Origin of the sequence: Salinisphaera shabanensis E1L3A, from assembly GCF_000215955.2 — a bacterium.
Lineage (GTDB): Bacteria > Pseudomonadota > Gammaproteobacteria > Nevskiales > Salinisphaeraceae > Salinisphaera > Salinisphaera shabanensis.
This window is the reverse complement of the sequence record NZ_AFNV02000002.1, coordinates 63,469-87,837: the sequence shown is the minus strand read 5'-3', so window position 1 is coordinate 87,837 and position 24,369 is coordinate 63,469. Positions and strand designations below refer to the sequence as shown.

At 61.8% G+C, this 24,369-nt stretch carries 21 protein-coding genes; 9 read left to right on the top strand and 12 right to left on the bottom strand.

What is annotated here, in order from left to right; genetic code table 11:
• Positions 1–2 precede the first annotated feature (2 nt).
• The 3 genes from SSPSH_RS01800 (at position 3) to SSPSH_RS01790 (ending at position 3,597) form a co-directional block, all read left to right on the top strand.
• Positions 3–824: an amino acid ABC transporter permease gene (locus tag SSPSH_RS01800; protein WP_006913063.1), complete on the top strand. Its 822-nt coding sequence runs from the start codon at positions 3–5 to the stop codon at positions 822–824.
• 1 nt (position 825) lies between these two features.
• Positions 826–1,581, top strand: coding sequence for an amino acid ABC transporter ATP-binding protein (locus SSPSH_RS01795; RefSeq protein ID WP_006913064.1), 756 nt, complete (start codon positions 826–828; stop codon positions 1,579–1,581).
• Positions 1,582–1,776: 195 nt separating this feature from the next.
• Positions 1,777–3,597 (top strand): putative bifunctional diguanylate cyclase/phosphodiesterase, encoded by a 1,821-nt coding sequence (locus SSPSH_RS01790; RefSeq protein ID WP_021031292.1) that lies wholly within the window; start codon positions 1,777–1,779, stop codon positions 3,595–3,597.
• 40 nt (positions 3,598–3,637) lie between these two features.
• Here SSPSH_RS01790 and sbcB read toward each other — a convergent pair whose 3' ends face one another.
• From sbcB to SSPSH_RS01775, 3 genes are read right to left on the bottom strand one after another with little or no spacing between them, the layout of a single operon-like run.
• On the bottom strand, positions 3,638–5,092 hold the full coding sequence (sbcB, locus tag SSPSH_RS01785; RefSeq protein WP_006913066.1) for an exodeoxyribonuclease I: 1,455 nt from the start codon (positions 5,090–5,092) through the stop codon (positions 3,638–3,640).
• Positions 5,092–7,002, bottom strand: a complete 1,911-nt coding sequence (locus SSPSH_RS01780) for an ABC-F family ATP-binding cassette domain-containing protein (protein WP_006913067.1) — start codon at positions 7,000–7,002, stop codon at positions 5,092–5,094. Before SSPSH_RS01780 ends, sbcB begins: the two co-directional genes overlap by 1 nt.
• 5 nt (positions 7,003–7,007) lie before the next feature.
• On the bottom strand, positions 7,008–8,381 hold the full coding sequence (locus SSPSH_RS01775) for a DEAD/DEAH box helicase (RefSeq protein ID WP_021031291.1): 1,374 nt from the start codon (positions 8,379–8,381) through the stop codon (positions 7,008–7,010).
• 302 nt (positions 8,382–8,683) lie between these two features.
• Between SSPSH_RS01775 and SSPSH_RS01770 the strand changes: the two genes are divergently transcribed.
• Positions 8,684–9,805, top strand: coding sequence for a CNNM domain-containing protein (locus tag SSPSH_RS01770; RefSeq protein WP_006913069.1), 1,122 nt, complete (start codon positions 8,684–8,686; stop codon positions 9,803–9,805).
• Between the two features lie 6 nt (positions 9,806–9,811).
• Here SSPSH_RS01770 and SSPSH_RS01765 read toward each other — a convergent pair whose 3' ends face one another.
• Entirely contained in the window at positions 9,812–10,978 is a 1,167-nt protein-coding gene (locus tag SSPSH_RS01765; protein ID WP_006913070.1) for an acyl-CoA dehydrogenase family protein, read from the bottom strand.
• On the bottom strand, positions 10,971–11,888 hold the full coding sequence (locus SSPSH_RS01760) for an SDR family oxidoreductase (protein WP_006913071.1): 918 nt from the start codon (positions 11,886–11,888) through the stop codon (positions 10,971–10,973). The genes SSPSH_RS01765 and SSPSH_RS01760 overlap by 8 nt, the downstream gene beginning before the upstream one ends.
• Before the next feature lie 167 nt (positions 11,889–12,055).
• Between SSPSH_RS01760 and moaB the strand changes: the two genes are divergently transcribed.
• Positions 12,056–12,571, top strand: coding sequence for a molybdenum cofactor biosynthesis protein B (gene moaB, locus SSPSH_RS01755; protein ID WP_006913072.1), 516 nt, complete (start codon positions 12,056–12,058; stop codon positions 12,569–12,571).
• Positions 12,572–12,670: 99 nt separating this feature from the next.
• Here the strand turns inward: moaB and ppa are convergent, their stop codons facing one another.
• Together ppa and SSPSH_RS01745 are read right to left on the bottom strand one after the other, a co-directional pair.
• Positions 12,671–13,204, bottom strand: a complete 534-nt coding sequence (gene ppa, locus SSPSH_RS01750; protein ID WP_006913073.1) for an inorganic diphosphatase — start codon at positions 13,202–13,204, stop codon at positions 12,671–12,673.
• 75 nt (positions 13,205–13,279) lie between these two features.
• Positions 13,280–14,542 (bottom strand): 6-phosphofructokinase, encoded by a 1,263-nt coding sequence (locus tag SSPSH_RS01745; protein WP_021031289.1) that lies wholly within the window; start codon positions 14,540–14,542, stop codon positions 13,280–13,282.
• A 181-nt stretch (positions 14,543–14,723) separates the two neighbouring features.
• Between SSPSH_RS01745 and SSPSH_RS01740 the strand changes: the two genes are divergently transcribed.
• Positions 14,724–15,281 carry an adenylate kinase gene (locus SSPSH_RS01740; protein ID WP_006913074.1) on the top strand — a complete coding sequence of 186 codons (558 nt, stop codon included), beginning with the start codon at positions 14,724–14,726 and terminating at the stop codon, positions 15,279–15,281.
• Between the two features lie 27 nt (positions 15,282–15,308).
• On the opposite strand, the gene rnd is transcribed toward SSPSH_RS01740, so the two are convergent.
• On the bottom strand, positions 15,309–16,457 hold the full coding sequence (gene rnd / locus SSPSH_RS01735) for a ribonuclease D (protein ID WP_006913075.1): 1,149 nt from the start codon (positions 16,455–16,457) through the stop codon (positions 15,309–15,311).
• Between the two features lie 39 nt (positions 16,458–16,496).
• On the opposite strand from rnd, the gene SSPSH_RS01730 reads away from it, so the two are divergent.
• Positions 16,497–17,027, top strand: a complete 531-nt coding sequence (locus tag SSPSH_RS01730; RefSeq protein ID WP_006913076.1) for a hypothetical protein — start codon at positions 16,497–16,499, stop codon at positions 17,025–17,027.
• 48 nt (positions 17,028–17,075) lie between these two features.
• A complete protein-coding gene (gene mpl, locus SSPSH_RS01725; RefSeq protein WP_006913077.1) occupies positions 17,076–18,428 on the top strand; it encodes a UDP-N-acetylmuramate:L-alanyl-gamma-D-glutamyl-meso-diaminopimelate ligase in 1,353 nt (450 codons plus the stop codon).
• Between the two features lie 402 nt (positions 18,429–18,830).
• On the opposite strand, the gene SSPSH_RS17640 is transcribed toward mpl, so the two are convergent.
• From SSPSH_RS17640 to SSPSH_RS01705, 4 genes are all read right to left on the bottom strand, one after another.
• The gene (locus tag SSPSH_RS17640; protein ID WP_021031288.1) at positions 18,831–19,112 is read right to left on the bottom strand and encodes an EF-hand domain-containing protein; all 282 of its coding nucleotides are present in this window, start codon (positions 19,110–19,112) and stop codon (positions 18,831–18,833) included.
• A 280-nt stretch (positions 19,113–19,392) separates the two neighbouring features.
• Positions 19,393–20,751, bottom strand: a complete 1,359-nt coding sequence (locus SSPSH_RS01715; protein ID WP_006913080.1) for a sigma 54-interacting transcriptional regulator — start codon at positions 20,749–20,751, stop codon at positions 19,393–19,395.
• A complete protein-coding gene (locus SSPSH_RS01710) occupies positions 20,752–21,378 on the bottom strand; it encodes a hypothetical protein (RefSeq protein WP_006913081.1) in 627 nt (208 codons plus the stop codon).
• Position 21,379: 1 nt separating this feature from the next.
• Entirely contained in the window at positions 21,380–22,876 is a 1,497-nt protein-coding gene (locus SSPSH_RS01705; RefSeq protein ID WP_006913082.1) for a sensor histidine kinase, read from the bottom strand.
• A gap of 95 nt (positions 22,877–22,971) precedes the next feature.
• Here SSPSH_RS01705 and pmbA point away from each other — a divergent pair, with 95 nt between their 5' ends.
• Complete coding sequence (gene pmbA / locus SSPSH_RS01700) at positions 22,972–24,345, top strand: metalloprotease PmbA (protein ID WP_006913083.1); 1,374 nt, start codon at positions 22,972–22,974, stop codon at positions 24,343–24,345.
• Positions 24,346–24,369 lie beyond the last annotated feature (24 nt).

Here is a 24,369-nt window from a genome sequence, read left to right as displayed (position 1 = left end):
TCATGACAAATCGGGGGGCGGGCGTCGGGCAGCGAAAGACGAGCCCGCGTATACGAGCACGGCGTATTCGCGCGGTGCAATACGCGGTGCTCGTGGTGGCCTTTATTGCCGCAGCACTACTGGCAGACTGGCCGCAGATCGGGCGCACGTTTTTCGATCCGGGTCTGATTCGGGACACGGTCGCGCACGGGCTCTGGCTCGCGCTGTGGAACACGCTCGTCTATACCGCGGGTGGCTTCGTTCTGGGGCTTGTGGCCGGCACGTTGCTGGCGATGATGCGCTTGTCCGAGGTGGGGCCGTATCGCTGGCTGGCGACAATATATATCGAGTTCTTCCGCGGCCTGCCGGCACTGGTGGTATTCATGGCGTTTTCGCTTTTGCCGCTGGCTTTTCCCGGCCTGGCCATGCCGTTGCCGCCTTACGGCACGGTCTGGGCGGCGCTGGGTATTGTCGGTAGTGCTTATATGGCCGAAACCATTCGGGCCGGCATTCAAGCGGTGCCCAAGGGGCAGATCGAAGCGGCGCGGTCGCTGGGTATGTCGGCCGGCCAGGCGATGTGGAAGATCACGCTGCCGCAGGCATTTCGCATCATGATCCCGCCGTTGACCAACGAGTTGATCATGCTGATCAAGGATTCGTCATTGGTATTTATCGTGGGTTTGTCGGCGGCCAATTTCGATCTCACCAAGTTCGGGCGGGCGGCGGCGAACAGCAACGTCAATATCACGCCACTGGTCGTGGCCGGGCTAGGGTATCTGGTCATTACGTTGCCGTTGTCGATCATCGTACGGCGCATGGAAGCCGCCGCATCCAAGGGGCGATGAGATGACCCAGACCGATCCACTGGTCGAAATACGTGGACTGAACAAGTATTTCGGCAGCAACCATGTATTAAGGGATATCGATTTCAGCGTCGCACGCGGTGAAGTGGTCTGCGTGATCGGTCCGTCCGGGTCGGGCAAATCGACGTTGTTGCGCTGTGTGAATCTACTGGAAACGCCGCAATCCGGCACGGTCAAGGTCAACGAGCAGGAGCTGACCGATCCGGACTGCGATATCGACGCTGCGCGTCGCCAGATCGGTATGGTGTTTCAGCAGTTCAATCTGTTTCCGCACCACAGTGCATTGGATAACTGCACGCTCGCGCTAACCACGGTCCTCAAGAAGAAACGCGATGAGGCTGAGCGTATTGCCCGTGAAAATCTCGAACGCGTTGGTCTGGCTGAAAAGGTGGATGCCTACCCGGCACGCCTGTCGGGCGGCCAGCAGCAGCGGGTTGCGATCGCACGGGCGCTGTCGATGGACCCGGCACTGATGCTTTTTGACGAGCCTACGTCGGCACTGGATCCGGAACTGGTCGGGGAAGTTCTGACGGTCATGCGTCGTTTGGCCGACGAGGGCATGACCATGATCGTGGTCACGCACGAAATTGCGTTTGCGCGCGAAGTCGCCGACCGGGTCGTGTTCATGGATGGCGGGGGCATCGTCGAGCAAGGAAAACCGTCGACGCTGCTGTCCGAGCCGCGCGAGCCGCGCACACGCGATTTCCTCAAGCGCGTGCTCGAACCTGTGGCCGATTGACGTTTTGGTATAGCGGCGGAGGGAGGCGCAGCCTATGACCCACGTCTATCCGGATTGCATGGCCCGCCCCAGTTCTATCCCCTCGACGGCGCGGATGGCGTGTCGGACGGCCGTTCAAGTCACGCCGAAATTAGTCGATAGATACCGCTCTGGCCATGCGCGGCTCGCGCAGTACAACACGCCCTGGTCAAACACATGAAAACGGCTCTAATGGCGCAACAGGTGGGAGATTCCGGACGCTTGAGAGAGTTGCGCTCGCTCAAGCTGCTGGATACGCCCTTCGAGGATCGCTTCGACCAATATACGCGCCTGGTCGCAAGTGTATTCAATGTCCCGACCGCGCTAATCACGCTGGTGGAGGCCGATCGGCAGTGGTTTAAATCGATGGTGGGCTTTGATCGGCGCGAGACGTCTATCGAAGAGTCGTTCTGTGCCCATGCGCTACCGCTGGATCTACTCTACGTACCGGACGCAACGGTCGATCGCCGTTTCCATGACAACGCCCTCGTAGTGGGCGAGCCTTATATCCGATTTTACGCGGGCGCGGTTCTCAGAGGACCGTCCGGCGAGTCGCTGGGTACGCTGTGCGTGATCGACCAAAGACCGCGCGAGTTCTCCGACGTCGATAAATGGCGGCTGCTGATGTTCGCCAAAATTGTGGAAAGCGAGATCAATCTGCACCAGCAATTTGACCATTGGTCGCTAAACCTGCAGCACAGCGCGATGTATGACTCGGTTACATCCTTGCCAGGGCGCGCTCTTTTCGAGGAGTTGATTGGCAGTACGTGGGAACAGGCGTCGGTCGCGGCAAAAACGTTGACCTTGGTGCATTTTCACCTCACCAACTTCGAGGTTTTGCATTCACTGGCCGGCCGCGCTGGCTGTGACTACGTGATTTCAACGGTTGCCCGCCGACTGGAACGCAATGTCCGCGGCGAAGATCGCATCGGAATGCTGGGCCCCGACCGCCTCGGGCTGGCAATCACATCAGGCCCTGGCGTGCCGGATGAATCGCTCGAACGGGTTAACGTACTCGTGCGCACGCTTGCCAAACCTGTCGAATACAACGGTGTGCGGTTGCCCATCGAGCTCAAGGCGGGTATCAGTCGGGCGCCCGGCGATGCCCGCGACATGGATACCTTGGTTGCCCATGCGCGTATGGCTGCGGCCGACGTACAACCTGGCGCCGCAAGTGTGCGCTGCTATTCGAGCGATGTGCATCTTACCGTGGCGCGCGTTCATGAGCGCCAATATCGCCTGGCCGAAGCCTTGCGCACGGAGGCGCTGGATCAGGTTTATCAACCGATTGTGGAGTGCAGCAGCGGCCGGATGATTGGCGTCGAAGCGCTTGCGCGCTGGAACGACGGCGAATGGGGCGCCGTCAGTCCAGCCGAGTTTGTGCCGATCGCAGAAGCCGATGCCACTCTGCGGCGGCTGTTGACTCGCTGTACGCTCAATCGTGCCTGCAAGCAGCTCGCGCAATGGCGCAGCCAGTTCGATCTTGGGCTATATGTGGCTGTCAATATTGCCGGCGCGGAGCTGTACTGCGAAGACTTCGCCGATATGGTTGCGGGGCTGGTCGAGCAGCATCAGGTGCCGGCGTCGTGTCTCGTGCTCGAAATCACTGAGCAAAGCGTAATAACCGACGTCGAAACCGCGGCGAAGACGATGAAAGCGCTGCGCCAGCAAGGTTTTCGCTTTGCCATTGACGACTTCGGCACAGGCTATTCCTCGTTACGCTATCTCCAGCAGCTGCCGCTGGACATCCTCAAAATCGATCGCAGTTTCACCCAGCTCATCACCCAGGACACGACGAGCCACGAGTTGACCGTCGGCATTCTTCAGATCGCGCGCACGTTGAGCCTTGCCGTCGTGGCCGAAGGCGTAGAAACGGCCGAACAATACGCCGTGCTTCAGCAACTCGGCGCCGGCCATACTCAGGGCTTTCTGTTGGGCCGGCCGCAGTCGGCGGCGGCTATAACCGAGCAACTGCAGGCGTTGCAAACGTCGCGTTGAGCGATACAGCAGATTGTCTGCGCCCCGACTCGCGATCGTTTCAGAGTCGTTGGCGCAGTTTCGCGCTCCAGGCCTTGAGATCGAGCAGCAGCTGGAGTTGCGCGGGCTCGCCTTTCACGCGCTGCATGAGCTGGGCGATGACCTCGTCGTAGTCGTCCAGGGTCAGGCCGCCGTCGGGGGCGAATTCCAGGCGTTTCGATAGCCAGTTGTTCCAGTCGTCGCGTTCGGCGTCGACCAGCGTTTCTGGAAAATGCCGGGCGCGATAACGAAACAGCAGTTCGTTGAGCCGATTGTCCGCGAACACGATCGGACCGTCGGCCAAGTCGGCGGCCGAGGTGCGTCGTACCTGATCGGCCAGCTTGCGATCGTCATCGCTGACGAAGCCGTCGTAGAGCGCGGCCTCGGCGTCGCCATCGGGCTCGAAGGCGTGCGCATCGAATACCGCAACGGCCTTGGCTTCGACTTCGGCCAGATGATCGTGGATTGCTTTCCAGTTGCGCCGGCACTGGTTAATATCAAGATCCAGCCGCGCGGCTTCTGATTCGCGCATCATCTCGAATGGCGCAAGCACGGGGCATTTGTTCAAGTGCACGCCCTTGAGCGCGACGCGCGGCGTGTCTTCGGGCAGGTCGGCCGTGGGGGTGAAAATGCGTTCGAATATTTCGTCCGGCGGCAGTTCCAGCAACGGTGTTGGGTCGACGCGCAGATCGTAGACGATCACGCAGTTCTTATTGTTCGGATGAGACGCGATCGGCATCACCGGCGACAGACAGCCATTTGAGGCCGGAAACTTGGACGACACATGCAGCGCCGGTTTGCGCGTGCCCATATCCAGCATCTTGCGGGCGCTGTGCTTGTCGCGATTGTTCACCACGTAATCGAACAGCTTGGGCTGCTTGTCGCGGATGAGTTTCGCCAGCCCGATCGTGGCATGCACGTCGGATAGCGCATCGTGGGCGCGTTCCTGGGCCAGGTCGTTGGCACTGGCCAGATGTTCGAGCTTGAAGCTGGGCGTGCCGTCTTCGCGCTTCGGCCATTCGATGCCCTCCGGGCGCAACGCGTAGGCCAGGCGCACCATATTAATGATGTCCCAGCGCGAGCAGCCGTTCTGCCACTCGCGGGCGTAGGGGTCGAAGAAGTTGCGCCAGAGCGTGTAGCGGGTGACCTCGTCGTCAAATTGAAGGCTGTTGTAGCCTACGCTGCAGGTGTTCGGCACCGCCATTTCGGCCACGATCGTTTCGATGAACTCGGGCTCCGGCACGCCGCGTTCGAGTGCGACTTGCGGTGTGATGCCCGTGATCAGCGTGGCTTCGGGGTGGCCTAGCATGTCCACCGGCGGCTGGCAGTAGAGCACGACCGGCTCGCCGACGATGTTGAAGTCGAGATCGGTACGAATGCCGGCGAACTGGGCGGGCTTGTCGCGGCGCGGGTCGGCCCCGAAGGTTTCGTAGTCGTGCCAGAAATAGGTGGGCTGATTAGGGTTCGCGGTGGCCATTACGCAGCACTCGTATTACTGCCGTCCTTCTGCGACTCCAGCGCTTCGGCGTTTTCCATCCACGCAGCTTCGGCCTTGTCGAGCTGTTTACGCAGCTTGCCCTGTTCCTGTGACAGACGCGCGATCTCAGTGGAGTTGCCGTAGACGCTGGGCTTGGCCATTTCTTTTTCGATGGCGGCGATCTTTTCTTCGAACTTGGCCATATCGGCTTCGGCCTGCTTGATCGCCCGGCGCAGCGGTTTTTCCTTTTCGCGCTGGGCGGCGGCGTCGCGGCGAGCATCGGCGCCGCTGCCGCCGACGGTCGTGGCTTTCTTGGGCTTGTCGCTGCCTTCGCGGGCCGAGTTCTGGCGGGTTAGCCACTTGGCATAGTCGTCGAGGTCGCCATCGAAAGGCATCAGCGTGCCCTCGTCGACGCGCCAGAGCTGATCGCAGGTGGCATCGATCAGGTGGCGATCATGGGCGATCATGATGACCGCGCCGGTATAGCCGGCAAGCGCGGTTTCCAGCGCGTGGCGCATGTCCAGATCGAGATGGTTGGTCGGCTCGTCGAGCAGCAACAGATTGGGCTTGTCGTAAACCACCAGCGCCAGCGCCAGGCGGGCTTTCTCGCCGCCGGAAAACGGGGCGATGGGCTCCAGTGCCTTGTCGCCGTGAAAATCGAAGCCGCCCAGGAAATCACGGATTTCCTGTTCGGATGCCCGCGGCGCCTGGCGCTGCAGATGCGTGGCGGCGCTGGCATTGTCGTCCAGCACTTCGAGCTGGTGCTGGGCAAAGTAGCCCACACGGGTGTATTTGTCGTGCTGCACGTCGCCGCTGATCGGCGCCATTTCGCCGGCCAGCAGTTTCATGACGGTCGACTTGCCGGCCCCGTTACGCCCAAGAATCGCGAGCCGGTCGCCGGCCGTGATCTGCATCTTGATGCCGCCCACCAGCGGCACGCCGTCATAACCGGCATCGGCGTTATCGAGCCGGAGCAACGTATCGGGCAGACGATCCGGCTGGCGGAAACTGAAGGAGAAAGGCGTATCCCAATGGGCCGCCTCGACCTTTTCCATGCGCTCCATCTGCTTGAGCTTGCTCTGGGCTTGTCTGGCCTTCGTGGCCTGCGCACGGAAGCGATCGACGAATCCCTGCAGCTGGGCGAGCTTTTTCTGCTGGTTTTCGTAGGCCGCCTGCTGTTGCAGCTTGGCCTCGGCCCGCATGGTCTCGAACTCGGAATAGTTGCCGGTATAGAGCGTGGCGCGGCCGCCTTCCAGATGCAGCGTATGGCTGATCAGCGCATCCAGGAAGTCGCGATCATGCGAGATGATGATCAGCGTGGCCGGATGGCTGGCCAGGTATTCCTGCAGCCAGAACACCGCATCCATATCCAGATGGTTGGTCGGCTCGTCGAGCAGCAGCAGATCGCAGCGACGCATGAGCGCAGCGGCCAGGTTCAGGCGCATACGCCAACCGCCGGAGAAGGAGTCCAGCGGCGCGGTATGCGTTTCCGGCGCGAAACCCAGCCCGTGCAGCAGCTTGGCGGCCCGGGCGGTGGCCGAGTAACCGTCGATTTCGGCCATGCGGCCATGCAGTTCGGCCATGGCGTTGCCGTCGGCTTCTGCTTCCGCTTTGGCAAGTTTGGCCTCGACCGCGCGCAGCTCGGTATCGCCATCGAGCACGAAATCGAGCGCCGACTGATCGCCGGCCGGCGTGTGCTGACGCACGGTGGCGATATCCAGATGCGCCGGAATTTCGGCTTCGCCGGAGTCCGGCGACAGCTCGCCGAGCATCATCGCGAACAGGCTGGATTTGCCGGTGCCGTTCTGGCCGACGATGCCGATACGCTGGCCCGGCTGGAAACGCACGTTGACGTTTTCCAGCAGCTTGCGTGATCCGCGGCGAAGCGTGAGGTCTTTGAAAGCGATCATGGGCGCTATTGTAAATCAGGCGATGAAATGAAAACGGCCCGCATGAAGCGGGCCGTTGATAGCGAGCCTAAGCCAGCGATTAGGACTGGCTGCCGCCACCGCCACCACCGGAGATTGCCGCCACGGCTGCGCCGGCGTTGCTGATTGCGGCCGGGCGCATTGTTGCCACCGCCGCCGCCGCGCTTGGGCGGACGGTTGCCGCCAGCGTTATTCGGGCGACGTGCCGGTCGGTCGTCCACTTCGTCATTTTCACCGGCGCGTAAATCCACGCCTTCGACGGTCATGCGTTCGATCTGCTTGCCGATGAGCTTTTCGATGTCCTTGAGCAGCTTGCGCTCGTCCGGGCCGACCAGCGACACGGCTTCGCCGGCTTCGCCGGCGCGCCCGGTACGACCGATGCGGTGCACATAGTCTTCCGAGACGTTGGGCAACTCGTAGTTGACGACATGCGGCAACGATTCGATATCGATACCGCGGGCCGCGATATCGGTGGCGACCAGTACCTGGATCTTGCCGTCCTTGAAGCCTTCGAGCGCCTTGGTACGCGCGTTCTGGCTCTTGTTGCCGTGCAGGGCGGCCGACGGCAAGCCGTCACTTTCGAGCTGCTTGCACAGGCGGTTGGCGCCGTGCTTGGTGCGCGCGAAAACCAGCACCTGATGCCAGCCGTTTTCCTTGATCAGATGACTGAGCACCGCGCGCTTGCGCGGTTTTTCCACCATCACGACTTTCTGGTCGATACGGTCGGCGGTGGCATTACGCGGGGCGACATCGATCTCGACCGGCTTGTGCAGCAGGCTGGAGGCGAGCTTGCGGATATCCTTGGAGAAGGTCGCCGAGAACAACAGCGTCTGGCGTTTTTCCGGCACGTACTTGAGTACGCGCTTGATATCGTGAATGAAGCCCATGTCGAGCATGCGATCGGCTTCGTCGAGTACCAGGGTCTGGATGTTCGACAGGTCGGCATGGCCTTCCTGCAGCAGATCGAGCAGGCGCCCGGGGGTGGCGACAACGATATCGACGCCTTTCTTGAACTGGGCGATCTGGGGCTGGTAACCCACGCCGCCGAAGATTACCGTCGAACGGATCGCACCGGACTTGCCGTAGGTGCGTACCGATTCGTTGACCTGGGCGGCCAGTTCGCGCGTTGGCGCCAGCACCAGCACACGTGGTTTCTTCTCCTGGCGATCGCCCAGCTTGTGCAGCAGGGGCAGGGTGAAGGCGGCCGTCTTGCCGGTGCCGGTCTGGGCAGCGGCGAGTACGTCCTGGCCATCGAGTACGGCCGGAATGGCCTTGGCCTGAATAGGCGTGGGTTCGCTATAACCGGCAGCGGCGACCGCTTCGAGAAGCGACGGCGCCAGGCCGAGTTGATCAAAAGGCATAGATAGTTTTCCGTTGGACTGCGGCACATCATGAACACGAGACATCCGCTGCCGCATGGCATGATGGCGTGGATCGCAGCGCCGCGAGAAAACGCAGGGCTGCAACGACCGGCTCGCGGGGGCGAGCATGGCGTACACCGCGATAAAGCGCGGGCGCCGGGCCGAATAGCGCACTATACGCGCCGGGATGACTGAACGATAGCCGCGAACTAGAACGAATCCGGCGACGGTGTGTCGCAGGGTGCAGGCAAATCAACTAAAACAATGCGCGCGCCGCGAGGGCGTGAGCGAGTACGGGTGACATGGCGCTACTTCTTCTCTATCTACTTCTCGCGCTTGGCGTGTCCTTTCTTTGCTCGGTGCTGGAAGCGGTGCTGCTATCGATCACGCCGTCGTATATCGCCCTGAAGCAGAAGGAGGGCGGGCATGTCGGCGAGCGCTTGGATTCGCTCAAGTCGGATATCGATCGACCGCTGTCGGCGCTTTTGAGCCTGAATACCATCGCCCACACCATCGGTGCGGCAGGCGTGGGCGCGCAGTCGCAGCAGGTTTTCGGTAACGGCTATCTGACCGCCACTTCGATCGTGCTCACGCTGCTGATCCTCGTTATTTCCGAAATCATCCCGAAAACGCTGGGCGCGAACTACTGGAAACAACTCGCGCCTACGGCGGCGCTGTTGCTGCAATGGATGACCAAGGCGCTCTATCCGCTGGTGGCGCTGTCGATGGTCATCACCAAGCTGCTTACCCCCAAGCACACCGGCCCGGCCTTCTCGCGCGACGAGTTCCAGGCCATGGCCGACCAGGGCGAGGCCGAGGGCGTATTCGATATCGAGGAATCGCGCATTCTGCGTAACCTGCTGCACTTCCAGTCGCTGCGGGTGAAGGATGTCCTCACGCCGCGCGTGGTGATGGTGGCGTTCACCGAAACCCAGACCGTGACCGAGGTGTTCGAAACGCTGGGTACGCGCCGTATTTCACGCCTGCCTGTGTTCTGCGACGACGGCGAGGAAATCACCGGCTTCGTGCTGTTGTCGGATGTTCTCAGCGAAATCGCACGCGATCGCCACGACACGCCGCTGTCGGCCATCCAGCGCGATGTGCTGGTCGTGCCCGAGTCGCTGTCGCTCTACGGGCTGTTTCGCAACCTGCTCGAGCGTCAGCAGCAACTGTCGGTCGTGGTCGACGAATATGGCGGCATCGTCGGTGTGGCGACCATGGAAGACATCGTCGAAACCATGCTCGGCCTGGAAATCATGGACGAGGGCGACAAGGTCGAAGATATGCGGGTGATGGCACGCGAGCAGTGGAAACGCCGTGCACGCAAGCTGGGCCTGATCGATGAGGATGACGACGCACAAGAGGCCGCTGCGCGCCGCCGCGCGGCCACCCGCCATGAATCCTCGGCCGGTTCGCCGGTCTGACGGCGTTTACAGACCCATCTGACGCACCGCCAGATCGCGCATGATCTCTTCCGCGCCGCCGCCGATGGCGTTGACGCGTACCTCGCGATAGATGCGTTCGACCTTGGCGCCACGCAAATAGCCGGCGCCACCGAATATCTGTACGCCTTCACGGGCACAGAATTCCATGGTCTGGGTGGCCTGGTTCTTGAGCAGGCAGACATCGGCAATCGGGTTGTCGCCCTGGTCGATCTGCCAGGCGATTTGCTCCAGATAGGCCTGGGTGGCCCGGATGCGCTGGGCCATGTCGGCAAGCTTGTGACGAATCGCCTGATGATTGATCAGCGCCGTGCCGAACGTTTGCCGTTCGCGTGCGTAGGTGATCGCTTCATCGAGACAGACCTGGGCAAAGCCATTGCAGCCGGCCGCTAGCCATAGCCGTTCGCTGTTGAAGTTGTCCATGATCAGACGAAAGCCTTCGTTCTCGACGCCGAGCAGATTCGCCGCCGGCACGCGGCAATCGTCGAAATAGAGCGTGGCCGTGTCCGAACACCACCAGCCCATCTTGCGATCCAGCGGTGTGCGCGAGAAGCCGGGGGCGTCGGTGGGCACGAGAATCAGGGACACGCCGGCGCGGCCCGGCCCACCGGTGCGCACGGCCACGGTTACGTAGTCGGCGCGCATGCCCGAGGTGATGAAGGTTTTCGAGCCATTCAGCACGTAGTCGTCACCGTCGCGCACGGCCGTGGTCCTGAGGTTGGCCACGTCGGAGCCACCGCCGGGTTCGGTGATCGCCAGCGCGCTGATCTTTCGCCCCATGAAGATGTCCGGCAAGACCGCGCGTTTGATCGCGTCGGAACCGCCTTTGAGGATCGGCGGGGCGCCGATCGTATGGCTGAGCAGGCTGGCAGACAGCCCGCCCGCACCGGCACGGGCCAGTTCCTGTGCGCCGATGATGATGAAAAATCGGTCGGCCTCGATGCCGCCGTATTCGGTCGGAAAACCGAGCCCGAGCAGGCCGATCTCCGCGGCGCGACTGTAGAGTTCGCGCGGAAATGTGCCTGCTTCGTCCCAGTCGTCGACAAAAGGCGATATTTCGTCGACAACCCAACGGCGCAGCGTGTCGCGATACAGCGTGTGCGCTTCGGTATAACCTGGGTGGCTGATGTTCATGCCGGCGCCGGATTCACTCATAGCGCAGCAGCCGCGGTGTTTCGGCCAGATGAAAGCCGTTGTAGGCAGGCGCCTTGTCGTGATCGGCCATGGGAAAGTGGCCGCGTGCATTCGGCGCGCCGCCATCCACACGCAGGCAACTGCCGGTGATGAAACCGGCAGCTTCGGATAGCAGAAACACGATCGCGGCCGACACTTCCGATTCCGTGCCCCAGCGTTTGAGCGGCACGAACTGCGGCAGCGCGCGCAGCATCGGCTTGATCTCCTCCGGATAGGTATCCATGCCCGAAGAGGCGATCCAGCCGGGGGCGACCGCATTCACGCGCACGCCGGCATATTGCCATTCAACCGCGGCGGTTTCGGTCAGGCTGAGCATGCCGGCGCGCGCTGCGCCCGAGTGGCCCATGCCCGGCATGGCATTCCACATGTCGGCAATGATGTTCACGATCGCGCCGCCGTTGTCTTCCATCCACTGCGTAAAACACTCGCGGGCCATCAGGAAGCCGCCGGTGAGATTGTTGCGCACCACTGTGTCGAAGCCTTTCTGGGAAATATGCTTAAGCGGCGCATGGAACTGGCCGCCGGCGTTGTTCACCAAGCCGTCGATCCGCCCGTGTTGCTCGAGAATCGCGGTGACGGTGGCCGCTACCGTCGGTTCGTCGCGAATATCGCAGACGTGGATGGTCGCCGGAGCGCCACCCGCATCGGCGATTTCCCCGGCGACGGCGGCAAGCTTGGACTCGGTACGCCCGACCAGCGCTATGGCTGCGCCCAGGGCGGCCAGTTCGTGGGCCGTGCAGCGGCCGATACCGCTGCCACCGCCGGTGACGACGATATGCCGATTCGCGAACAGATCGGAACGGAAGACGGATGAGTAGGACACGATTTCTCCTTCGCGCGTGCGCCGGGCTTGCCGCCGGCGCTTATTCATTTTTGCGTATTTGCCGTTGACCGCTGAATAACGGTGCCATCGGTTAATGGCATCATTTCAGTAATCTGAAATACGCGCACGGTTTTGCCGTGTGTGCGGCGTGACCGACGTAGGGTGCTCGTTTTATGGCATCGTAGCGCGCTCGCAAGCACAAGCCACTACGCGCCATGAGCGATCCATTCGTCCCCTTGAGTGTTGCCGTACTCACGGTATCGGACACGCGAACCGAGGCCACCGACAAGTCCGGCAGGCTTCTGGTCGAGCGCGTTGAAAGCGCCGGCCATCATGTGTATGAAAAAGCCATCTGTATAGACGATATCCATGAGATTCGTGCGCGGGTGGCGCGCTGGATCGCCGACGACAAGCCGGATGTGGTGATCACCACGGGCGGTACGGGGCTGACCGGGCGCGATGTCACGCCCCAGGCGGTCGAGGTGCTGTTCGATCGGCGTATCGACGGCTTTGGCGAGATGTTCCGTATGCTGTCGTACGAGTCGATCGGCACGTCGACATTGCAGTCCCGGGCGATCGCGGGGGTGTCCAAGGCCACTTTTGTTTTCTGTCTGCCCGGTTCGTCCGGCGCCTGTGCCGACGGCTGGGACAAACTGATCGCGGCCCAGATCGATGCACGCACGAGGCCCTGCAATCTGCAGGAGCTGTTGCCGAGGCTGACAGAGCGTTAGACACGTATACGAAAAAAGCCCCGCCGGTCGAACCGGACGGGGCTTTTTCTCGGGCTGCTCAACGTATCGAATTCGATACGGGCAGTGGCCGGGTATCGATCAGCCCTTGTTGTAGGCCTCGATCGACTTGTTGATTTCGGCCTTGGCTTTTTCTGCGCCTTCCCAGCCGGTGATCTTCACCCACTTGCCCTCTTCCTGATCCTTGTAGTGCTCGAAGAAGTGCTGGATCTTGTTCTTCAGGCGGTCGTCCAGATCGCCGAGATCCTGGATGTCCTTGTAGTAGTTGGTGGAGATCTTGTCGGTCGGCACGCACAGGATCTTGGCATCCAGGCCGGCTTCGTCTTCGGTGCCGAGCACGGCTACCGGACGGGCCTTGATCACGCAGCCGGGCACGATCGGTTCGGGGGTGAGCACCAGCACGTCGACCGGGTCGCCGTCGTCATACAGCGTCTGCGGCACGAAGCCGTAGTTGGCCGGGTAGTGCATGGCGACGTTCATGAAACGGTCGACCATGAGGCAGTTGGTGTCCTTGTCGACTTCGTACTTCACCGAGCTCGAACCTTCCACGATCTCGATAACGACGTTGACTTCGTCCGGCGCTTTCTTGCCCGGTGTGATGGCTTCAAAGCCCATTGCAGACCCCTTTCGAAGGTGAATAATCGAATTTGTGGCGACCGATTGTAACCGATGCCTTTACGTGACGTGCTTTCAGACCTCGAAGCCTTCGCTGAGTTTCTTCTCCACCGCCACGTTCTTCAGGCGTGCGTACTGCGGTAGCCCGTCCGCGTAGGGCGGATAGGATTCGCCGGCGATCAGCGGCTTGAGATAGCGGCGTGCTGCTTCGGTGATATGAAAGCCGTCCTCGCTGATGAATTCGCGCGGCATCATCTTTTCGACATTGGCCACTTCATCCAGCGGCGCTTCACCGATGCTCCACTCATAGGGCTCGTCGGACTCGCGCACGATCGAGACCATGATGCCGGATTTGCCGGCCACCGCGTATTCCACCGCGGCCCGGCCTACGGCATAGGCCTGTTCCACATCGGTCTGGGAGGCGATATGGCGCGCCGCACGCATCAGATAGTCGGCGATCGCATAGTGATACTTGTAGCCGAGCTTGTTCTTGATCAGTTCGGCCAGCGTCGGCGCCATGCCGCCGAGCTGCTTGTGACCGAAGGCGTCGGTGCTGCCGGCATCGGACAGGAATTCGCCGTCGGCGTTGCGTACGCCTTCGGAGGCCACGATCGTGCAATAGCCGTGGCGTTTGACCGTCTCGTCGACCTTGGCCAGGAATTTCTCTTCGTCGAAGGCGATTTCCGGGAACAGCAGCACGTGCGGATCCTGGCCGTCGGCTTCGCTGGCCAGCCCGCCGGCGGCTGCGGTCCAGCCGGCATGCCGGCCCATGACTTCCAGAATGAAGACCTTGGTGGAGGTCTTGCACATGCTGGCCAGATCGAAACCGGCTTCGCGAATCGATACCGCCGTGTATTTGGCTACGCTGCCGAAACCGGGCGAGCAGTCGGTGTGCGGCAGGTCGTTGTCCATGGTCTTGGGCACATGGATCGCCTGGATCGGGTAGCCCATCTTTTCCGACAACTGGCTGATCTTCAGACAGGTATCGGCCGAATCGCCGCCGCCGTTGTAGAAGAAATAGCCGATATCGTGGGCCTTGAAGACCTCGATCAGCCGTTCGTACTGGGCACGGTTTTCTTCCAGACCCTTGAGCTTGTAGCGCGCTGACCCGAACGCGCCGGCCGGGGTATGCTTGAGGGCGGCGATCGCGCCGGCCGATTCGGCCGAAGTGTCGATCAGGTCTTCGGTCAGTGCGCCGACGATGCCGTCGCGCCCGGCGTAGACGGTGCCGATCTTGTCCGAGTGCTCGCGCGCGGCTTCGATAACGCCGGCAGCAGAGGCATTGATGACGGCGGTCACACCACCGCTTTGAGCATAAAAGGCATTCTTTCGGGTCATGGCTTCATCCTGGCTGATCAGATGCGCCGCAAAGCATACTTGAGAGTTGGCGCCGCCGAAAATTGACTTGCCCCAGGCGAATCATTAACGTCGACCGTTCGTTCGTGCGCACGCTCGGGTTGTGTGCGCAAAACGCTCTACCTTCTGGTTATGACAACGCCAAGCCGTTCGCGGAGAAATCATGCTGAAAATCGTCCTGCTGGGTGCCCCGGGTTCGGGTAAGGGAACGCAGAGTGAAAAGCTGGTCGCCGAATTCGGCGTGCCGCAGATTTCGACCGGCGATCTGCTGCGTAGCGCGGTGTCCAACCAGACCGAACTCGGCAAGAAAGCCAAATCCGCGATGGATGCGGGTGAACTGGTTTCCGACGATATCGTGGTGGGCATGATTCGCGAGCGTCTCGCCGAAGACGACACCGAAAACGGCTTCATTCTCGACGGTTTTCCGCGCAGCCTGGACCAGGCCAAGGCCCTCGATAGTCTGCTCGACGAGATGAACCGGCCTCTGCAGGGCGTGGTCCATATCAAGGTCGATAACGAAGAGATCGTACAGCGCCTGATGGCCCGCGGACGCTCCGATGACAACGAGGAAACGATCCGCAACCGCCTCAAGGTCTATCAGGATCAGACCCAGCCGCTGGTGAAGTTCTACGAAGACAAGGGTCTGCTCACGGCCGTGGCCGGTGTCGGCGAAATCGACGATATTTATGCCCGTATCAAGGCGGCGCTGCCCGCAGGCTAGCGCGGCATAGCCGCTTCGGCGGCTATGCTAAGGGTTCGATACGCCGGAGCCGGACGCGGCTTCGGCGTTTTTTATCGCCGCAAGCGCGGCCTCGCCAGCGACTGACGCGCGCCATCCCGATAACACCCGCAGCGCGCGCGTACCGGCCACCATGGCCGCGATTTCCTTGCGGCTGGCCAGTGTCGATGCAGCGATACCGTGGGCATCGGCGCGCTCGGAAAGAGTATCCATGCCGATTTTGATGAGACGCTTTTCTTCATCTGTGGGCGGTGCCGGCGGCGCCGCAAGTGGCTCGGCCGGGCGCTGAGCGGCCGCATGCAGACAGGCAAGGAGCGCTTGGCCATGCCGATTCAGTGTCTTTGCGGGTAGCGCGCGGACCTCACCCAGCGCGTCGGCGTTCTGGGGGCGGCGTTTGGCGAGTTCGATGACGATATCGTCCGCCAGAATCCAGCGTCGTGGCCGATCGCTGGCCATCGCTTCGCGCTCGCGCCAGTCGGCGATCTCGGCCAATGCCTGCTGCTGGGCAGGATTGAGCCGATGCCAGCTCTTTATACGGCGCCATGCCGCGCTGGTATCGACGTCGAAACGTTCTGGTTGGACCATCTGTTCGAAATCGTCGACCAGCCAGGCCTCGCGCTCGTGCTCTACGAGCGTGTTGCCGATCACGTGATAGGCGAGGGCCAGATAGCGAACATCGTCGGCCGCGTAGTCCAGCGCGCCCGTGGGTAACGGGCGCTTGCTCCAATCGGTGCGGGTATGCGCCTTGGGCAGTTCGATATCGAGCAACGCCTTGATCAGTCGCGCATAGCCCATCTGGTCGTCGAGTCCGACCAGCGGGGCCGCGACCTGGGTGTCGAACAACGGCGCGGGCATGGTGCCGAAACGTTGGTAGAGCACTTCCAGGTCCTGCTCCGCGGAATGGAACACTTTCAGCACGCTCGTATCGGTCAGCAACGCCGCGAGTGGTTCGAGGTCGTCGAGCGCGATGACGTCGATCAGTCCGATTTCATGGGCATCGGCGATCTGCACCAGACAGAGCTCCGGGTAGTAGGTGCTTTCGCGCAGGAATTCGGTGTCGATCGCGATCCAGTCACGCTCGCGCATGCGCGCCGCGAACTCGGCCAGGGCGGCGTCATCCGTGATCGTAACGACGTGTTCCGGTGGCTTCGGTATCATGCCGGTTGCTCTAACAAGCTTCATAAGGATGCGTTGTCCATGGTTTTTGCGCGGCGGGTGATCGAACTAATGCTGCTGCGTCGTGGCCCCCAGGATATGCCCGGGGACTCGACGACGCTCATCGGCTGTGCTGCGGCCTATTGTATCTTGCTGTTTCTGCAGGTCGGTCTGTTACTGCCTGCGGGCGCGGCAGCGCTTCAGGCGGGGTTGGCCACGGCGTTGCTCGCATTGTATGTGCGCACCGTGCTGCGTATCCGTCAACTGCCCAATCGATTCAACCAGACGGCGACGGCATTGTTCGCGTCCGGTGCCACGCTCACGCTTGTCATGCTCGCGCCCACGCATGTAATGGCGCCCTATTTGCAGGCGCTCGGTGAAGCGAGTGATCCGCAGAGCGTGACGATGCCGCCCAGCTTTGTGACGTTGTCGTATGTCGCCATGGGGCTGTGGGGACTGGCGATCTATAGCCATATCTATCGCAATGCGCTCGACGGCAGTTTATGGCTGGGCGTCGGTGCGGCCGTTGCTTTCGAAGTGTTACTGCTGCTCGCGTTCTCGGTGCTGGGTTAGTCACTCTTCGTACGCGATTCGCCCGGTATCCCGACCAGAGGTTTTTCAATGCACGTCCATATTCTCGGCATCGGCGGCACCTTCATGGCCGGCGTTGCCCTGCTGGCACGCGCCGCCGGCCATACCGTAACCGGTTCTGATGCCGGTCTGTATCCGCCGATGAGTACCCAACTGGCAGAGGCCGGTATTGACGTGATGGACGGCTACAGCGCCGACCATCTCAAGCCGGCGCCCGACCAGGTGATCATCGGCAACGCCATGAGTCGCGGTAATCCGGCGGTCGAATATACGCTCGATGCCGGCCTCGACTATATTTCCGGCCCGCAGTGGCTGGCGGAGAACGTGTTGCGCTCGCGTTGGGTGCTGGCTGTAGCGGGTACCCACGGCAAGACGACTACGGCCAGCATGCTCGCGTATGTGCTCGAGCAGGCCGGTATGGCACCGGGTTATCTGATCGGCGGTATCGCGGCAGATCTGGGCCAGTCCGCGGCGATGGGCGAGAGCGACTTCTTCGTGGTCGAGGCCGACGAATACGATACCGCCTTCTTCGATAAGCGATCGAAGTTCGTGCACTACCGTCCGCGCACGCTGGTACTCAATAATCTGGAATTCGATCACGCCGATATTTTCGATGACCTGAAAGCCATCAAGCGCCAGTTCCATCATCTGGTGCGTACGGTACCCGGCAACGGACAGATATTGCATAACGCCGCTGACCCCGAGCTGGATGATGTACTCCAGCGGGGCTGCTGGACGCCGACAGTCGGTTTCACCGGCGCCCAGGCCGATTGGCAGGCTCAGGCGCTCTGCGCGGGCGCCAGCCGGTTGTTGATCCGCCATATGGGTGAGGACGTGGGTGAGCTGCACTGGACGCTTACGGGCGCGCATAACGCCGCCAACGCGCTCGCTGCTATCGCGGCGGCACGGCATGTCGGTGTGATGCCGGCCCAGGCCATCGAGGCGTTGTCCGGCTTTGCGGGCGTCAAGCGCCGCATGGAGCTGCGCGGTACGCCCGGCGGCATTCGTGTATTCGACGATTTTGCCCATCATCCGACCGCGATTCGTACGACGCTGGCCGGTCTGCGGGCAGGGCAGGACACCGGGCGCGTATTGGCGGTGTTCGAACCGCGCTCGAACACCATGCGTCGCGGCGTCCACGCACAGACGCTTGCGGCGAGCTTTGCCGACGCCGACCACGTGTTCGTGTATGACGCCGACTTGGATTGGGACACGGCTGCCGTATTCGAGCCCTTAGGTGAGGCGCTTACCCGTTCTAGCGATCTGGATGCTCTGGTGGCGGACGTGGTGGCGATGGCGGCGCCGGGCGACAGCGTCGTCGTGATGAGCAATGGCGGCTTCGGCGGCATTCATAGCAAACTGCTGGAAGCGCTGGCGAGTTGAAAGCGGTTGTTCTGATAGCGCCCATAAAAAAACCGCCTTCGAGGCGGTTTTTTTATCTCCGAAGAGAAATTTCGCCGAGGCCGGGCCGTACCACGTCGAGGCACGAGGGGGGACCGGGAGACGCCGACCCGACCCTGGCGAAAACGTAGGCCGATCGTTTACACAATAGGCCGTTGTAAATTTCGCTTTGGCCGGGCCGTACCACGCCGAGGCACGAGGGGGGACCGGGGAGACGCCGGCCCGACCAAGCGAAAACTTGTCATACGCGCCACTTAAGCACGCGTATCGATTTAATTTCGCCTGTGCCGAGCCGAACCACGCCGAGGCACGAGGGGGGACCGGGGAGACGCCAGCCCGACCAGGCGAAAACTGTGTGGCAGCAATGCTGCCCAAACTCCTTTCTTAACGGTCTTCGCTGTCTTGCGAAGACTGCATATCGTCCATGTAACTCTGGAATTCGTCCTTATCGACCTGGCCGTCGCCATTTTCATCCATGGCGTCGAACTTGGCCTCCCAAGGCGTCGCTGATACTTCTTCCGGCGACAACGAACCATCGGCGTCGGCGTCCATGGTTGCCCAAGAGGCGGACGCCGTTTCCGCGGCTGTAGCCTGGATGCTCGACAGCGCCGTCCCGAAGGGAATGGCGATAGCGATGCCGGCCATAACTGCGTAGCGCTTCTTCATGAATCACTAACTTCAATGCGTATCTGAGAACAGATAGAGCAACCGCCGTGCCAACTATTAAAATCTAATTAATATCAATAATTTGAAAAGAATTCCGGGCGGCAAAAACGGTATTGGCCCCTTCGTATGGCCGGGACCGGGTACAGACTGTTGCCATGCAGCGACGCTACATATGCAATATATGTAAGTTGCTGATTATTATGTGTAATTAATGTCGCTGATAGGCGACATATACGCGTGATCGAGTTATTTCGATGTCGCCTGACGGCAACGACCGGCGCTAGCGTTTGTAGTCGTTGGGATCGATCGCGTGCCGGTTGAGTAGCTTGTAGAACTCGGTGCGGTTGCGCTTGGCCAGACGCGCACCGCGGGCGACGTTGCCTTCGGTTATGCGCAGCAGTTGTACAAGATAGTCGCGTACGAAGGCGTCGCGAGCCTCGGCCAGTGGTTGCAGCGACGCAGCCGCGTCCGATCTGCCGCTATGGCCAGCCAGCGCCTTGTCTACCGCCTGGGCAGAGATCACATGACCCCGCGTGAGCGCAACGTTTTGTTCAACAACATTGGAGAGCTGGCGGATATTACCTGGCCAGTGGTGCCGACAAAGGGCTTCCATGGCATCCGGCGAATACACGCGCGTACGCCGGCCGGAACGGGTCGCGATGGTTTCCAGAAAGTGCCGTGCAAGTGGCGCGACGTCTTCCGGACGTTCACGTAGTGCAGGCAGAGCAAGCGTAACGACCGCCAGGCGGTAGTAGAGATCCTCCCGGAAGCTTTGCTGCTCGATGGCGCGGCCGAGGTCGCGGTGGGTCGCCGAGATCACGCGTACATTGACCGGTAGCGATCTCGATGCGCCGACCGGTCGCACTTCACGTTCCTGGAGTACACGCAGCAACTTCACTTGAAGTGCGATTGGCATGTCGCCGATTTCATCGAGAAAGACGGTGCCGCCCTCGGCGCTGCGAAACAGGCCTTGCTGAGCTCGCTTGGCATCGGTGAACGCGCCTTTTTCGTGGCCGAACAATTCCGATTCAAGCAGCTGTTCGGGCATCGCCCCGCAGTTGATCGCCACGAACGGCGCACGTGAGCGCGGGCTGGCATCGTGCAGTGCCTGAGCCAGCACCTCCTTGCCCGTGCCAGACTCGCCGGTAATGAGCACGCTGGTGTCGCTCGCGGCGACCAGTTTGGCTTCGTCGAGCAGACGATGCATCAACGGCGAGCGGGTGACGATGCGAGAGCGCCAAATCTGTTGCCAGTCTTCGCTGCCAACGCCGGTTTGCTCGAGTGCCTGATCGACCCGCGCGAGCAGCACGTCCTTGTCGACCGGTTTGGACAGAAAATCCAGCGCGCCGCCTTGAGTCGCCGCCACGGCTTCAGGAATGGTGCCGTGCGCGGTCAATAGAATCACCGGCAGCGTGGGATGCGCGTGGCTAAGGCGGTCGAGCAGCGCCATGCCGTCCATGCCATCCATGCGCAGATCGGTAATGACGCAGTCCGCGCCGTAGGTCTCCAGAGCGCGCAGGGCCGCCATGCCGCTATCGGCGGTTTCGACCTTGTGGCCGGCGCCTTCCAGACGCAGCGCGAGCAGCCGTCGCAGGCTCGGGTCGTCGTCGACCAGCAGTATCTTGCCCCCGCGTGCCATCTATGAGCCGGAGTCGCCGAGTCGGTTTTCGATTTCTGCCAGTTCCCGCAGCTTGCGGCGGGCTTCGTCGAGCTCGCGTTCAAGCTCGCGGATATGCGCACGTGCGCGCGCGTTCGGCCTATCGTCAGTCGCTGCAGCGGTCTTGGGTTCAGGTGCGGCCGGGCGTGGGGCCGGAGGCGCGGGTTCGCTGCGCGTGTTGCTGCGTGCGCTGTCGGCATAGAGTCGGGCAAGATCGCGCAGATACTGGGTGGCCGCAGGGCTCCAGGTGGCGTCATCGGCTGTCAACGCACGCTGTGCGTAGCGTGTTGCCTCGTCGGGCGTATAGCGGCGCTGACCAGCCGTTCCGAAGGCAAGCGCCAGATGGGCGTAACTCTGTGCGTTCGGCTTTTGATCGACTTGCTCGCGTGCGGCGGCAACCGCCTCGGCACGCGCGTCGGGCGTGGCTTGTTGTAGCTGTGCGGCGTAATCGAGCAAATCGAGTACCGGGTCTCGTTCGGGCGCCAGCGGCATCGCCGGCGAGGTTTCGACTCGATCGCCCAGCGCGGGGGGCGGCGGCGGATCATTGGCGCAACCGCTGGAGGCGACGGTGGCTACGCAGAGCACAATCAGAAGGGGACCAATACGCATGTCAGATAGCATGGCGATCTGGAATTTCGACACGGAACTGGGCGCCACCGCCTGCTGCATCGGCAACGTCAATACGCCCGCCATGCGCATGCACGCATTCTCGAACCACTGATAACCCAATGCCGGTGCCGCGTAGCGCACCTTTCGCATGGGTCTGGCTGTGGGCACCCTGATAAAAGGCATCGAAGATCGCCGTGCGCTCTTGCTCTGGCACGCCGGGGCCCTGATCGCTGACCATGATAGTGGTCGCCGAGACCATGCGTTCGGCCGCGAGCGTCACGGTCGACCCCGTGGGGGCGAATTTCACCGCATTGGCGAGTAGATTGTCGACGATAAGCTGCATACGGTCCCGGTCGGCCGTGATGTCCATGGTTTCGCCCGGCGTGACGACGTCGAGCTCCTTGCCCTCAATCGTGAGCCGCTGCCGCGCCACGATCGCCTCGAAAAGCGCTTTCAAATCGAAGCGCTCGTACTCAAGTTTAGCGTGTTGTTGCTGCCAGGCGGCAAAGTCGAGCAGGTTGTCGATGAGCTTGGCCAGCTCCAAGCTGTTCTGCTGCAGAATCTCGGCGACATCGGCCTGTGATGCATTGAGCTTGCCGACAGTGCCGTCGCGCAGCAGTTCCGCGCCTTCGCGGATACTGGCCAGCGGCGTTTTCAGTTCGTGCGACATGTGCCGGATGAATTGCTGTTTTTCATTCTCCAGGGTGGCAAGCCGGCGGCGCATCCAGTCCAGACGCGCGCCCAGGGCGTCGAGTTCTGCCGTAGGCGCGAAGACCTTGATCTGCTGCGAGAAATCGCCGTCGCCAAGACGTGTGACTGCGCTCGAGATCTGGCGCAGCGGCCGTGCGATTACGCCGACGAATAACGCGGTGAGCGCGATTGCGCCCGGAATCAGCGCGAATACGCACAGCAACAGGAAAAAGCGCGCGTCTGCCGCAGTGTCCTGAAGACGGACGAGTTCTCGGTCGATGAACAGATTGCCCTGCTGAGTGATCAGGTCGGTCTCGCGCTGCATGGCGCCGATTTCGTCGATCAGACTCTGAACTTCGGTCGGGCGCGCGCGCAAGCGGTCGGCCAGATCGCGCGTCCGTCGACGCAGCGTATCGAGATTCCAGTCCGGCAGGGTATCCAGCTGGAGCGCGCCGAGCGCGTTGAGTATCTCGTCGAAATCGCGGCTCTGACGTTCGAAACGCTCGATGAGTTCGGCGCTTTGCAGTACGCCGTACTGACGTGCGCTGCGCTCCATGCCGACCAATAGCGTGCTCAGGCGCTTGCTGTACCGGGTGACTTCGACACCTTGCAGTACAAGGCGCTCGCTTTGGTCGGTAAGCCGGTCGACATAGACCACGCCGAACAGGATCGCGACGATAAGCGGCAGCGCGACCAGGCCAAAGCTGGTCAGCAGCAGACCGGTAATCGAGCGCGGACGAAAGATCAGCCCGCGGCGAGCACGGCTGCTGTGGGCATGTTCGATAGTGGCGGCAGCGGGACGCGACATGGGGCACAGCATAGCGTGAGTGTCGGCGACGTTGCGTTGGCATGTAGTGCAGCGCTACCGTTTGCCGCCTCCGCTTCGTCGCAAGAGACGTCCGCATGACCGGTACCTCCCCAGTCGATACCCAGCCCGGTCAGACCGAAGCCGGTCTGCCACAGATGCCTTGGCTCGAGGCGCGTACTCGTGAGCTGCTCGATGAGGCCCGCCAGCGCGGCGCCGATGAAGCCGAGGTGTCGATATCGGCTTCGCGCGCGCTATCGGTCACCGCGCGGGCGCGCCGGCGCGAGTCGGTCGAACACGAAGGCGACCGCGCTGCGAGTCTTACCGTTTATTGCGGCAAGCGCACAGGCAGCGCCTCGACCACCGATCTCAGCGGCGACGGTTTGCGTGCCGCCCTCGATCAGGCGCTTACCATTGCGCGCTTTACCGAAGCTGACGACTTTGCCGGACTGGCCGATGCGCAACTCATGGCGCGCGAACATCCCGAGCTGTCGCTTTTTCATCCCTGGTCGCTAGATGCCGAGCGCGCGCTCGAAATGGCTTTGGAGCTGGAGGCTGCGGCCCTGGATTACGATGCGCGTATCGTCCAGACCGAAGGCGCGACCGTCGCAAGCCGCGACGGCATCAGCGTCTACGGCAACAGCCACGGTTTTGTCGGTACCGAGCGTGCCAGCCAGCATGCGTTGAGTTGCCAGCCGCTGGCCAGGGCCGACAGTGGCATGCAGCGCGAGGTCGCTTTTTCGCAGGCGCGGCATGCCGACGATTTGCAAAGCGTTGCGGCTGTGGGCCGTTTGGCCGGCGAGCGCGCTGTGTCGCGTCTGGGTGCGAAGACGCCGCCAACCACCACCGCGTCGGTCCTGTTCACACCCCGAGTCGCACGCGGCCTGTGGGGGCATCTGATTGGCGCGATCAGCGGCGGTACGCTCTATCGTAATGCCAGTTTCCTGAAGGATAAGATAGACGAATCAATCGCGATCGAGGGGCTAACGCTGAGTCAGCACCCGCATCGCCTACGCGGACTCGCGAGTGCGGCCTTCGACGGTGATGGCGTCGCCACCAGGGAGCGTACGCTGGTCGAAAACGGCGTACTTCGTGGCTATGTGCTGTCGGCCTATACGGCACGCCGTCTGGGCATGACCTCTACCGGCAATGCAGGTGGCGTGTTCAATCTCGATGTCGCGCCTGGACATGACGATTTCGATGCCTTGGTCGCCGGTATGAGCCGAGGTCTTGTCGTCACCGAACTCATGGGGCAAGGCGTCAATCTGGTTAACGGCGATTATTCGCGCGGCGCTGCCGGGTTCTGGGTGGAGAACGGCGAAATCGCTTATCCCGTGGAGAATGCGACGATCGCGGGTAATCTTGCCGATATGTATCGGGGCATCGACGCGCTGGGCAGCGATGTGGACCTGGGCGCGGCTTTGCGTACGCCGTCGGTTTTGATCGGTTCGATGACGATTGCCGGCAGTTGATCCGGGTTAGTTGTGGCGCGCTTT